A 13368-nucleotide genomic window follows, 5' to 3' on the forward strand; every position below is an offset into this window, starting at 1 on the left:
AAGTGTAATCATGAAAGGAGTGGCTGGATGGATGAAAATCACAATCGCAGCAGTTGGGGATTTGTTGATGAAAAAGCAGATGATTGCCTCGGCCGCAAGGGAAGGCGGATTCGCGCCTATTTTCTCAAAAGTGAAACCCTATCTGCGGAAATCCGATTTAACGATAGGTAATCTAGAGACGACCTTCTCCGGCAAAAAATTCCGCGAAGAGCCCGGAAAACTTTTGTTCAACTCCCCGGACAAATTCGCTGCTGCGCTCCGGAACTTGGGCTTCAATGTATTAGGAACAGCCAATAACCATTGTATGGATGGGAAACTATCCGGTTTGAGGCGGACATTAGACGTCCTCGATCGACAAGGTCTGCGACATACGGGCACGTATCGCTCCGCCCAGGAAGCCCAACGGAAACTGATTGTTAATGTAAAGGGAATAAAAATCGGAATATTGGCTTATACGAAAGGAACGAACGGGATCCCAGTCCCGGAGCCGTGGTTAGTCAACCGGCTAAATCAGAAAAAAATAATAGCGGACGTGCGCAGCTTGAAGCGTAGAACAGATTTTATCATCGCCTGCTTACATTTCGGGAAAGAATTTCGAACTTACCCCGACCGTAACCAAATCCAGCTCATTCAGGTGTTGTTTAATAATGGGGTGAATGTCGTGCTGGGAGCGCATCCCCATGTGCTGCATCCGATAAGAATGTCTAAGGTGAAGGACATCGACGGACTCACTAGAAATCGGGTAGCGGCGTCTTCTCTAGGAAATTTCGTATCTACCGAACTTCCCCGGCATCCCGATAGACTGCGAGGAACAATCTTGATATTAACCGTAACGAAAAATGCAAAAGGGATAACGGATGTGACGAAAATTTCAAGGGTGCCAACTCGCATTTTGCAAAATGTAGGTAAGAAAAGCGTTTATCGGGTTGTGCCGGATTGATAGAACGGATATCGACGAAAGCATGGTTACGCTTCGTATGAATACTGATACTTGGGGTGAAGGCATGGTTTACTGGAATAACAAGTTAGGCAAATACAAGGCGTTATTAACGAATGAGGAACTAACTCTTAATCTGCCACCAACCAACCTTGCAACCGAAGCAAATGTGGAGAGGATGCTGGGAAAATATCGAGTCGTCTATCTAAAGCCGAGTAATGGCACCGGAGGCTATGGCATTTTTAAGTTGTCTCGCATGGATGCACGATATCGGTTGGAGAACGGCACGCGGAACCGTTCATTCGCAACCTTTAAGGGAACGTACGTCGCTTTCCAGAAAGCAAAAAGGAAGAAAGCTTACTTGGTGCAGAAGGGCATACCCTTGCTCCGCTATCAGGGACTTCCGTTTGATCTGCGTATTATGGTACAAAGAAACCGGCAGCGTAAGTGGGAGGTAACCGGAATCGTGGGACGAGTAGCCCTGCCTAATAAGGTCGTGACCAACTATCATAGCGGGGGTAGGCCGATGCCAGTGGAAAAGCTGCTTTCCCCTTTTATGTCTAAAAAGGAGCAGCTTTCCTATGTGGAGTCGCTTAAGACGCTAGGCCTTAGGATCAGCAAACATATGAGTGGCATTTTTCCGAATTTCAGGTCGTATGGGGTGGATATAGGCATTGATAAAGAGATGAAGCCTTGGATCATAGAGGTCAATACGCGGCCAGATAAATACATTTTTAATGCCCTTTCCGACAAGCGGATGTTTCGCAAAATCCAACGTTACGAAAGATTCAGATAATTAAGCGGATGAAGCAAACCTGCATATTGTTCTTCTATTTAAACGACCTTATGGTGGTTTAAATAGAAGAAGGAAGGGCCCAGTGAATTTGAACGAAACGTTATCTTTACAGCTTGTAAAAATACATAGTTAACAACATCAGACTTCAACCATTTTCAAACTCCTGTGCTAACGGACAGGAACACAGCTCGACACTTTTTCCAATGTTGACCGATTTGGTGTACAATGAATGAAAAAAGCATTTTAGGGAGGAACTACGTATATGAACAAGAAGCAGATGGAACGGATTCGCACTGGTCAAGGATTCATCGCAGCGCTGGACCAAAGCGGAGGGAGTACACCGAAGGCGCTCCAGCAGTACGGCATCGAGCCGAGCCGCTATTCGGGCGACGAGGAGATGTTTGCGCAGGTGCATGAAATGAGAACGCGCATCATCAAGAGCCCTGCGTTTGACGCGGCATACATCCTTGGGTCCATCCTGTTCGAGAACACTATGGATCGGAAGATCGATGGGTTGTTTACGAGCGACTACTTGTGGGAGAAGAAAGGTATCGTGCCTTTTTTGAAGGTTGACAAGGGGCTGGCAGAATTAGACGGCGGCGTGCAGTTGCTAAACCCGATTCCGGATCTGGACGACTTGCTCCGGCGGGCGGTCGAGCGCAACGTCTTCGGAACTAAGATGCGTTCGGTCATTCACGAGGCGAATCCGCAAGGGATTCGCAAGGTAGTGGAGCAGCAGTTCGAGCTCGGCAAGCAAATTTGGTCCGCAGGACTTGTCCCCATCATCGAGCCAGAAGTCGATATTAACAGCCTCGACAAAGGGGAAGCGGAACGGATCTTGAAGGACGAAATCTTCAAGCAATTGTCTACTCTTGCGCCCGATGTGAGCGTTATGCTGAAGCTCTCGATCCCAACCGAGGACGATTTCTACCGTGATCTGATGGACGAACCACATGTCGCTCGGGTCGTCGCACTGTCTGGCGGGTATGACCGGGAAGAAGCCAACGAACGGCTGGCCCGCAGTCACGGCTTGATCGCTAGTTTCTCCCGCGCCTTGGCTGAAGGTTTGTCTGATCAACAGTCGGATGAGCAGTTCAACGAGATACTGAGCCGTTCCATTCGGTCCATATACGAAGCGTCGATCTCCTAATGGAGACGATAGCGGAGCCCGTGATTGCGAGCGCGGGCTTTTTTGTGCTAGCGGTGCATTCTTCCGCGGCAGCGCTTTTCGTCGTTAAAGTAACACTAAAAAATGGAGTGTCAGAATATGAATTCTCATGAATCATTTTTAAGGCAGATACAGCTGAAGAGACAGAGCGTTTCCTCCTATAATCACTATCCTTTTAATCTAGGAGTAATTAAAAGTCTCGATAAACTTGATTTCCACCCCAAGGTAACATATATAGTTGGTGAAAATGGAATGGGAAAATCAACACTAATGGAGTCAATCGCAGTAGCGTGGGGGTTTAACGCTGAGGGTGGAACTATAAACTTTTCATTTTCGACTCGATCTACTCATTCTAACTTGTATGAATTTATTAAATTGATAAAAGGTCCTCATCGACCCAAAGATGGTTTCTTTTTTAGAGCTGAAAGTTACTATAATCTTGCAACACATATTGATGATCTCGATAGTCAATTTTCTTTTGGTCGTCCAATTAAAGATTCTTACGGTGGGAAGTCCTTACATGAGCAGTCACATGGTGAGTCGTTCTTTTCAACATTCGTCAATCGATTTGGAGGCAAAGGATTATATATTTTGGATGAGCCAGAGGCTGCCTTGTCCCCGCTCCGTCAAATGGCGATGCTTGCTCGAATTCATGAGTTAGTTCAACAAAACTCACAATTTATCATTTCAACTCACTCCCCAATCCTTATGGCATATCCGGATTCGGTTATCTATAATTTAAGTCCAGACGGGATTGAAGTCAGGTCTTTGGAGGAAACCGATCATTACGTAATTATGAGACAGTTTCTAAATAACAAAGACAACATGCTCAAGCATTTATTTGAAAATCAATCAAAAGACGAATGAAAGAAATTCATTTGTGTGAGTTACGCTATTGGCAAATATATTGAATGAAATCCTTTTGAACCAGTTGCATGAAAATGGGGCGAGAATTCAGGGAGCTATTCTATCTTTCTATTTGGGTCACATCGGATTATTCTGATGTGGCTTTTTTGAATACTAGGAAGGGGCGGATTTAAACGGGCTCCCTTTTTAGTTTCCTGTTACATGCCCACGATCTTAAGGTGGGCCCTATCGGTGCAAGGGACGTTTCTGCACGACGTGTTCATGCGGAGAAACGGAAGAGTGGAGCCCGGTTCTTGTCTGAGGACGTATGTCAAGTCAATCATCGACATGTCATCTTGACAATCGACGAAGGTCTGAGAGATATGTTTTTTGTTGGTTTGGGGAACGTCAAGCCGCGATACTAGTAAAATGTGTCAGGACAGCGAGTTTGAGGGAACTACAGTACGCTATAATTCTGAAAACCGCCATATTCCGCTTCAAAGGGAACTACGATCCGCTATCTCACAATTTCCCGGTTGGAATCAGCAGGTTCCGCATAAATAGCGGATCTCAATTCCCTTTCATGCTACGTTTATCCCATTTCCCGCCAAATAAAGGATCATAGTTCCTTTTCACAACGCTCTTGTCATAGCAAAGCCCAAAAGGAACAGAGGGAGGGAACTACGGTCCCCTAGATTGCTGAAAAACCGCTATGAAGACGCTCATTTTTTAAGGCGGCAAAGCCGCTTTACTTAATGACATTAAATTTCTAGTTGATTAGTCTACATTTTAAATCTGAAGACCTTGATATACTAATATTAATTTCATGTATGCAGGGGGCCATATGAAACCAGTGGTTCATACATAATGTTTGATACCCACCAGATTATGCGTCCGTTTGGCATAAAAGCTACAAAGGAAATACATGCAGTAAAACCGTAAAGTTCAACAGGACCTTTCGGAGAAGTAGCAACTTTTAAATGGCATTTACAAGACATAATGAATGCTATGATTTCATTGAAGATCTGGGTATATTTCCACTGAATCTGGAGAAGCTGACCTCTCAGGAGCCGGATCTGATTATTCTGACAGAAGCCTGGCGTGATGGAGAGGGTATGAGGCATTTAGCAAAATTGCCCCCACAGTGGTCATTCCGAATCATGCCGAAAGCTTGGCCGACGAGCTTCGAATGTTCGACCGAAACAGTTTTATATTTATGACGATGTGAATATGGTGGGAAATGTCCTATACAAGTATCTGGGTTTGACGCCTCAGGAGAAGGTACGGGTCGATGTCCTTGACGGTGAGGTTTCGGCTGAGGTTATTCCTAAATATATCGGCGACCATTGCTGCTGGCGACCAACAAGGGTGCCGAGGAAACGCTTGAGCACAATAAGAAGTTGTGGGCCAATACGGCTGCGGTGAAGAACGGCAAGGTGAATGAGATTGATTTTGACCAATTCCTGTCATTTCTCACATGGAAGCTGCACCTTAATTTGTTTGCGAAAGCTGAGCGGTGAAATGCCCATCAATAGTTTAAAGGTTCGTCCAAAATGGGACGTATTATCATATCCGACCATCCCCGCAATTTCAGTAATATTATACGAGGAGCCGACGAGTAGTTCTCGTGCTTTTTTTATTCGGATGTTGTTGATGTATTCAATGAAAGTGAAACCGGTTGCGTCTTTAAAAGTTCGGCAGAGGTAGGAGGGGCTTATGTCAAATTGCTCTGAAATTTCGCGAAGGTTAAGGGATTCCATATAATTCTCGTTTATATAATTAACGATGTTAAGCACATTTTTGGGAGTTCGATTGGATTCAGCTAATGAAGTGTCCTGATTGTTAAATATTTTACGATTAAGATAGAGGAGCAATTCCATCAATAATAGTTGCTGGTATTGTTCATAACCGCGAGCCCGCATCTTCCCCTCGTAAATCATCTTCTGAAAAAGATCCTCGATGAAATATTGTTCCTTCCCGGTCATCTTCAATGAGCGATAATCACTTTCGAATAGTTCGAGCAAATCCTCACGCTGTTCATTAGTACAGTAATCTTGTAGAAATTCTTTTTTGAATAGCAATGTAACTCGTTCATACGTATTGTTGCCGGAGTTAACTAGTCTATGAATTTCGTTGATACCCATAAACAGCAGCGTTCCGCCCGCAACCTGATAGGTTCTGTCGCCAATAAAATAATAAAAATCCCCAGATATTAAATATAAAATCTCATATGCATCATGATAATGCCTTGAAGGCATGCTCGTGTATACCTGTTTCTTACGGCTTATCTCAAGAAGATCAGACTCATAAAATACTGGCTTCATACAACACCTCCTATATGGATTGTAGTCTTAATCGTCAGGTTATAGCAATATATGTATAAAAATGAAAACTTACAAGAAGATATGTGCGGTTTAGACCGACTTCCTGATATAAACTTTAACTGTACTTACCAAGTTCTGGGAAAAGGAGGGATCTATGCTCAACATGTTTGGAACGTAGGTTCAATGTGTCTAAATGTAAAATTGCTGAGTAAAGGGAGAGAAGGGTGATGGACCAAATGCATAATCATCAAACCTATTCAAAAAACAAATTGTCCAAGTTTATTAGCTCCATTGTTGTATCTTTACTTCTTGTAATCGATATGGCTGGCGTTGTTGCAGCAAACAATGGGGATCTCGAAAAAGATTTGGCAAGCAAGGCAACTGCAGCTCAGGATACGATTGCCCAATGGATTTTCAAAGATAAAGGTGTGAACGGGATATTTCCGGCTACAGGAGGGGTAAATCAGGCGGCATCCACGATTCGTGGTGTAGGTGCGAATACGGATGCGTACACCTATGAGCCCGGTGAGAACAGCATACGTAATCAGGGCTGGCAGGACGGGGTAGGCACCAAATACTGGCTTGCTACGCTTTCAACCAAAGGCTTCGAGAACATCAACCTCTCTTCACAACAAACATCCTCGAGTACAGGCCCCAAGGATTTTAAAGCGCAATACAGTACGGATCAGCAGACATGGATCGATATCACTGGCGGAGGGCTTGTTCTTGCCCAAAATAATTATAATTGTTCCAATAATTCCTGCAAATTAACGAATCTCTCCTTACCTGTAGGGGCCAGCAATCAAGGTAATCTCTATATCCGCTGGCTCGTAAACTCGACAACAAGTGTGAGCGGCGGAAAAGTGTCGAGCTCTGGCTCTAGCAGGATCAAAGATGTCGTCGTTACTGGAAAACGAAGTGGTGATCCCGGTAATTCTCCCACATTGGAGTTAAGCAAAATCCCTGCTTCAGGGGCTACGGATGTAGCTGCCAATGCGGAGATTTCGGTGAGATTCAACAAAGCAATTAAACTCGATAGCGCTTATCAAGCTATAATCACAGAAAACAATGTGCCTTTTGGCACTATTTCGGCCTCACTACTCGCCCCAGACACGGTGAAAATCAGTCACCCAAGCTTCACTGCCGCTAAAACCTACAAGGTGACTATCCCCAGAGGGCTCGTTAAAGGAGATCAGGATGGCCTGAATCCAGAGAGTGATATTATCTGGAGCTTCACGAAATCTCCGGACACAGGCAATAAAGTACCGACGTTGCTGAACATGACTTTTAACGGAGACCCTAAGACAAGTATGGCATTTGACTGGTACACGGCCGAAACAGTCAGAGGTACAATCGTACAAGTGGTCGAAGCCTCCAAGGTTAGTGGAAATGAGTTTCCGGAACAACTGACCACTTCTTATGAAGGCAGCTCGACAGTGATAGAGACCTTAATGACAGCAGGAGACAGAAGCACCAAGAAGTATAATAAGTTCGCCAGCCACAAGGTTATCGTGAGCGGTCTCAAGCCTGGAACCAAGTATAACTACCGGGCGGGGAACGGTGATGCGGACGGTTGGAGCGAAGGGTCATTTACTACAGACAAGATGGATAATCAGGATTTCCATTTCTTCTACGTAACAGATTCGCAAGGCTCAGACAAATCGAATTTCGAATTGTGGCAGGATACCTTCAAGAGAGCCATTGAGAAAACAGTTGATCCCAAGTTTGTTCTTCTAACAGGAGATTTAATAGACGACGGTGATCTGGAACAGCAGTGGCAGTGGTTCTTAGGCGTACCGAAGCAAGAATTTGCCAATGTGCCATTTGCGCCGGTTCTCGGCAATCACGAGGTAGAAGATTATCCGAATAATAACTTCTATAACCATTTTAATCTACCTAAAGATGTCGGAACGGGTGCTCACGAGGGGGCCGTGTACTCTTTTGAATATGGCGATGCCCTCTTTATGCAATTCGATTCCCAATATGAAGGGGAGGTAAGTCCTCCTAAAGTGGATGCTCAGTTTACGAAGCAATTGGAGTGGATGCGGAATCAGGTGGCGAAGAGTGACAAGAAGTGGAAATTTGTTTCTATGCATAAGGGGGCTTATTCTTCAGGGGATAATGCATCGGCAGAAATCGATCGTGTTAAATTTTATCGGAAATATTTGATCCCTTTGTTTGATGAACTGGGTGTGGATATGGTATTTGAGGGGCACGATCACATGTATATGAGATCTTACCAAATGCTAAACAACGTTCCGATTAAGAATGTCATTACCGATGAGCAGGGAAATGTGCTGAATCCCAAGGGAAGCATTTATTTGATGGGCAATTCAGCAGCTTCCAAATTCTACGACTTGAATCCTAACACAGACACGTTTTTTGCTGCTAAAAACGCTCAACCAGGCAAGAAAATGTTCGTGGATGTTTCACTTACAAGCGATGTGCTCAAGTTTACTTCCTATACAGCAGTTAAAGACAAACCCCTTGCCGTCTATGATGCTTACAGTATTAAACGAACGGATGGCAAACCGGGCAAAGTCGAAAGTCCAAGTGCGGTAAAGCAGAACTCTAACCGTGCGCTCCTTACGTGGAAAGCACCTGCAAATAGTATTGAACCAGTAAGAGGCTACCGGATATATGAGAAGAACGATAAAGTCAGCACGAATTGGAGCATGTATGTACCGGCTGTAAGCGGACAAACGAGCTATAGCTATACGTTAAATGGGATAGACCCTGCCAAATCCTACAATTTTGTTATTAAGGCAGTAGGAATAAGAAATAATTCACCAGCCGTGGAGGTCGGATTGCAATGACGGGTTTAGCGATGATTACACGAAGCAAAATTATGGCTTTAAGTCTCAGCATTTGTTTGCTACTCACTTTATTGCCTATATCAGGCTTTGCCCAGGCAGAGGTTGAGTCAGAAACTGCGGCAGGAGCAGTACCGAATCCGTGGAAGCAACAAAATATTGGATCGCCAGCCATGACGGGCACCGCTTCTTACGATCCGGGCGCTGACCAATTTACCGCAAGCGGCGCGGGCACGGACATTTGGGGTAAATCGGACCAGTTCAATTATGTGTATCAGCCCTGGACGGGAGACGGAGCAATAATTGCTCTTGTCTCTTCTCAAACAACCTCGAACGATTTCGCCAAGGCAGGCATCATGATAAGGGAAACACTGAAGGCTGATTCCAAGCATGTCGATTTACTAATGACTCCTACCAACGGATTCACCTTTCAGTACCGGACGGAAACAGGCGGAGCTTCCCAAAGCGTGAAAATTGCTTCGACGAGCCCAGCCTGGGTGAAGCTCGAACGCAAAGGCAGCGTCATCAAAGGATATGTATCCAACAACGGTTTGAACTGGGGCGATTTGGGCAACTTGACTTTAAACATGAGTGCCTCGCTCTATGTAGGATTGGTTGTCACCAGCCATGATGCATCCAAGTTAAGCACGGCCACTTTTGACAAAGTGAAAGTAAACGCTACCGGTGATGTATTTCCCCCAACCGAACCAACAAACTTGCAGGCAAACAGTGTAACGAATACAACGGCTAACATATCCTGGACCGCATCGCTGGACGATGTTGGCGTGAAGGGCTATGACTTGTACAAAGACAATGTATTGACGCAAGCGAATGTAACGAACACCTCCTATACCTTTACCGGCTTGACGCCAGATACCACGTATTCGATTACTGTGAAAGCCAAAGATGCGGCGGGGAATATTTCCAATGCCAGCAAGCCTCTAACGGTGAAAACGACCAATCAATCCGATACAGAGAGCCCGACTGCCCCAACAGATCTTGCAAGCTCAAGCAAAACCTCCTCGTCAGTTAATTTGACCTGGACGGCATCAACAGACAATGTAAGCGTTTATGAGTACGACATATATACAAGTGGCATATTAGCCGGCAGCACGCCTGCTGCTTCCTTCAATGTGACAGGTCTTACGGCAAATACCACCTATAATTTCACTGTAAAAGCAAGGGATTTAGCAGGAAATATTTCCGTGGCAAGCAAAGCGTTGTCTGTCAAAACGAACCCTGCCTCTTCCGATCCTTATACGCCAGAAGTTGTCGCAAGCAATCTGGAAACGCCATGGGCTATCGCTTTTGCACCGGATGGGCGGATTTTCTTCACGGAACGCAACAGCGGCAGAATTCGTGTCGTTGTGAACGGGCAATTGAAATCAACGCCAGTCATTACTCTGGGCTCGCCATTTTATTACATGCCCAAGAGCGAAGGCGGCTTATTGGGGCTAGCGCTCGATCCCGATTTTGCTACCAATCATTACATGTATATCTACCATTCCTACAAAACCTCCGACAATAAAGTCGCTAATCGGGTCGTTCGCCTTATAGAAAATAACAACACAGCTACACTTGACAAGGTTCTTATTACTAATCTTCCAGGTGCGGTTTACCACAACGGCGGCCGTTTGAAAATTGGCCCTGACAAGAAACTGTATTTCAGTGACGGCAATTACGGAAACAAAGACGATACACTGACTTTCCTTGGAGGAAAAACGTTCCGCTTAAATTTGGATGGTACGATTCCAAGCGACAATCCGTTTGGTGCCTCATCTCCGATCTATAGCAGAGGTCACCGTAATCCTCAAGGATTCGCCTGGCAGCCTGGTACGAACCGTCTATTTGAGTCGGAGCATGGCGAAGCCTCCCATGATGAGATCAACTTCATTGAACCTGGCAACAATTACGGTTGGCCCAAATATGAGGGCGATGATCAGAATCACCCAGGCATTACGCCTCCGCTTATTTATGCCAATGGCACAACCTGGGCGCCCTCTGGCATCACATTTGTAACCAAAGGGCCGTGGGCGGGGAATCTGCTTGTCGCCAATTTAAAGGGCAAACAGATCATTCGCATGGTGATCGGACAGCAGAACGGCAAACCGACGATCGACAGCAATAATCTCAATTATCTGTATGTAAATAAATACGGCCGCATCCGTGATATTGTAGAAGCGCCGGACGGTTCGCTTTATTTCGTTACCAGCAACAATGGCGATAAAAACGGTGACGGCACTCCGGATAAACTGATTCGACTGGTGCCCAACTTCTAAAAGGTGAATAAAGCTATGCAGTCAGCGCGTGCCAATGGTCAATCGGCATGCGCTGCTTGAATTTAGCCTGAAACCATTGGTAGTAGTCCCTATACACTGTGCTGATTCCCTCACCGGAGACTGCCGTCAAGTCAAGCAGATGAGAAAAACCACAGCCTGCGGCTAGCTCACCCAGGCCACCCAGGAAATGAACCTTGTTGCAACCTCAAGCCCCCTAACGAACTCAATACCCTTTATTCGACCAAAATCGCTCATTCTGAAAATCTAATGAATGCCAGATTCGCTATTTCAAGCAAAAGATCAACATTCGGCCAATAAAGTGCCGGGTAGCGTCAACTCCGTTCATTAAATCTCCAAAGTAGCCATTTTCCGCTCTATAAGCATCATACAGTTCATTAGATAGATGGCCTTTGAGACCAAAAACCGCCGTAGCTAAGAAAGCTGCGGTGGTTGTCAAAATATAAGGGGTACGCTTATATACTAAGAAAAGCGGCTTTGCTGCCCTTAGAGATCAGCGTCTTCATAGCGGTTTTCAACAATATAGCGGATCCTAGTTCCCTCTGGGCTTTGCAATAACAGAGAGCGTCGTGTGAAAGGAACTATGATCCTCTATATGGCGGAATCTGGGGTAAACGTAGCATGAAAGGGAACTGAGATCCGCTATTTAAGCGGAACCTGCTAATTCCAACTGGGAAATGGTCACATAGCGGATCGTAGTTCCCTCTGGCGTGGAATATAGCCGTTTTAAGAATTATAGCGCACTGTAGTTCCCTCAGATTCGCTATCCTGACACATTTTGCTAGTATCGCGGCTTGACGTTCCCTTATCTCCGCGGAATTGCAAAGCTAGAGGAACGTGCCTTGCACCGATAGGGCACCACCTTAAGATCGTGGCACCCTTCACATGCGAGCAGCTTAAACCCTTTTTTCGGGTTACAGCAAAACGAGGTTAATTCCAACTCGAACATAAATCCTTACGAGGTAAAGACTAAAGATGAATTGATTGGGAAAATCCAACATTGGCCAGAGTGGGAAATCAACGGTAGCATAGTTGCTTGCCGCACAGTCCGCTGATGCCTATTTTCAAGCAGACTTTACAGTAGTAGTTCAAGACGTCGTGGTTGGACCCATGTTGAATGAGTTTATATCCTATATCCAAAGCCGACCTTTTTATGTGGTGGTTCTTTGTCCAAATTCGTCTGTTGTCACACTAAGGGAATCGGACCGTGTTAAAAAAGGATATGGTGTTTGGACCGTTGAAGGATTGGATAGAAGAAACTGTTAATGAAATTATGACGAGATTGCAAGATGAAGCAATTCTGAGTTAAGAAAAGGAATATTTATACTTCTGTAGAATAGGAAGTGTAACTATCTTACAAACGAAAAGAGGCAGAGTCATGGAAAAAGACACTTTCGCACAACTCATAATTTGGCATCAAGAAGATGAACATGAAAAAATAGTTGATAGAATTATGGGAATTCCCCCATCAGACAGAGATTATGATACGGTTAGTTTATTGGCAAGAGCTATGAATAATCTGGAACGTTACGATGAAGCACTTCAACAGCTTTTGACTATTGCAAAACTAGGTGAGGACGACCCTCTTTGGCATTTTCGCGTAGGCTACTCCTATTATTATCTTGAACAATATGAGGAAGCATTAAGAGAATTTGAAATTACAGATAAGCTAGATCCAGAAGACCGAGATACTTTGACATTATTAGATTGGAGCCGAGATAAAGTCGCCACATTGAAAGTTATGAACGAACAAACTACGGTTAACGAAGCAACTGAAGTTCCCTTTGAAGCTGTAGTAAATGTTGTGTCATTTGAATATTTAAAGGACATGTATAATGATGGATATTTCCCTAATTTTCTTGTGGATAAAGTCAAAGCTGAACTAGTTAAAGTTGTTCGATTTTTGGAACAAGGAAATCAAGATATCGAAGAAGTTCAATCAAAGCTTGATTTCGCCATCCAAGCAATCAATGATCTTGCAGAAGAGTTTGACGAAAATGACAGCGAAATTGAAACAGTTGCAAGAGAATCAATTGCACAAACTGTTGAAGATATGTTAGCCTTTTTTGGTATCGAAATAGATACAGAAGTCGCCATTCGTGAGCGTGATTGGTAGTTTGTTGGGGAAATATAGAGGAGAAAAATTGAGCGTGTTGAATAACTCTGAGGAGAGAATAACAAGATGGA

Annotated in this window: 8 protein-coding genes and 1 pseudogene; 8 read left to right on the forward strand and 1 reads right to left on the reverse strand. The window is 44.6% G+C overall.

Translation table 11 applies throughout. From position 1 onward, the window contains the following. The first annotated feature begins 31 nt into the window (after positions 1–31). From IEY34_RS21350 to IEY34_RS38145, 5 genes and pseudogenes are all read left to right on the forward strand, one after another. Entirely contained in the window at positions 32–940 is a 909-nt protein-coding gene (locus IEY34_RS21350; RefSeq protein WP_189014935.1) for a CapA family protein, read from the forward strand. A gap of 37 nt (positions 941–977) precedes the next feature. Beyond that, positions 978–1733: a YheC/YheD family protein gene (locus IEY34_RS21355; protein ID WP_189014936.1), complete on the forward strand. Its 756-nt coding sequence runs from the start codon at positions 978–980 to the stop codon at positions 1731–1733. A gap of 262 nt (positions 1734–1995) precedes the next feature. Beyond that, the gene (locus IEY34_RS21360) at positions 1996–2883 is read left to right on the forward strand and encodes a fructose bisphosphate aldolase (protein ID WP_189014937.1); all 888 of its coding nucleotides are present in this window, start codon (positions 1996–1998) and stop codon (positions 2881–2883) included. 117 nt (positions 2884–3000) lie between these two features. Next, positions 3001–3768 carry an AAA family ATPase gene (locus IEY34_RS21365; protein ID WP_189014938.1) on the forward strand — a complete coding sequence of 256 codons (768 nt, stop codon included), beginning with the start codon at positions 3001–3003 and terminating at the stop codon, positions 3766–3768. A 223-nt stretch (positions 3769–3991) separates the two neighbouring features. Continuing rightward, positions 3992–4142: pseudogene (locus IEY34_RS38145) on the forward strand (transposase zinc-binding domain-containing protein); the annotation flags it as partial. A 1071-nt stretch (positions 4143–5213) separates the two neighbouring features. Here IEY34_RS38145 and IEY34_RS21370 read toward each other — a convergent pair. Continuing rightward, complete coding sequence (locus IEY34_RS21370) at positions 5214–6071, reverse strand: AraC family transcriptional regulator (protein WP_189014941.1); 858 nt, start codon at positions 6069–6071, stop codon at positions 5214–5216. Between the two features lie 227 nt (positions 6072–6298). Here IEY34_RS21370 and IEY34_RS21375 point away from each other — a divergent pair, with 227 nt between their 5' ends. From IEY34_RS21375 to IEY34_RS38150, 3 genes are all read left to right on the forward strand, one after another. Beyond that, entirely contained in the window at positions 6299–8887 is a 2589-nt protein-coding gene (locus IEY34_RS21375) for a metallophosphoesterase (RefSeq protein ID WP_229757765.1), read from the forward strand. Continuing rightward, the gene (locus IEY34_RS21380) at positions 8884–11163 is read left to right on the forward strand and encodes a PQQ-dependent sugar dehydrogenase (RefSeq protein ID WP_229757766.1); all 2280 of its coding nucleotides are present in this window, start codon (positions 8884–8886) and stop codon (positions 11161–11163) included. The genes IEY34_RS21375 and IEY34_RS21380 overlap by 4 nt, the downstream gene beginning before the upstream one ends. A 1396-nt stretch (positions 11164–12559) precedes the next feature. Next, positions 12560–13297: a DUF5713 family protein gene (locus IEY34_RS38150; protein WP_444544032.1), complete on the forward strand. Its 738-nt coding sequence runs from the start codon at positions 12560–12562 to the stop codon at positions 13295–13297. The last annotated feature ends 71 nt before the right edge of the window (positions 13298–13368 follow it).

Origin of the sequence: Paenibacillus marchantiophytorum, assembly GCF_014640555.1 — a bacterium.
Lineage (GTDB): Bacteria > Bacillota > Bacilli > Paenibacillales > NBRC-103111 > Paenibacillus_E > Paenibacillus_E marchantiophytorum.

Coding starts and splice junctions, on each gene's coding strand:
- IEY34_RS21360 (WP_189014937.1), top strand. CDS start 1,996: ATGAACAAGAAGCAGATGGAACGGATTCGCACTGGTCAAGGATTCATC.
- IEY34_RS21355 (WP_189014936.1), top strand. CDS start 978: ATGAATACTGATACTTGGGGTGAAGGCATGGTTTACTGGAATAACAAG.
- IEY34_RS21365 (WP_189014938.1), top strand. CDS start 3,001: ATGAATTCTCATGAATCATTTTTAAGGCAGATACAGCTGAAGAGACAG.
- IEY34_RS21370 (WP_189014941.1), bottom strand. CDS start 6,071: ATGAAGCCAGTATTTTATGAGTCTGATCTTCTTGAGATAAGCCGTAAG.
- IEY34_RS38150 (WP_444544032.1), top strand. CDS start 12,560: ATGGAAAAAGACACTTTCGCACAACTCATAATTTGGCATCAAGAAGAT.
- IEY34_RS21350 (WP_189014935.1), top strand. CDS start 32: ATGAAAATCACAATCGCAGCAGTTGGGGATTTGTTGATGAAAAAGCAG.
- IEY34_RS21380 (WP_229757766.1), top strand. CDS start 8,884: ATGACGGGTTTAGCGATGATTACACGAAGCAAAATTATGGCTTTAAGT.
- IEY34_RS21375 (WP_229757765.1), top strand. CDS start 6,299: ATGGACCAAATGCATAATCATCAAACCTATTCAAAAAACAAATTGTCC.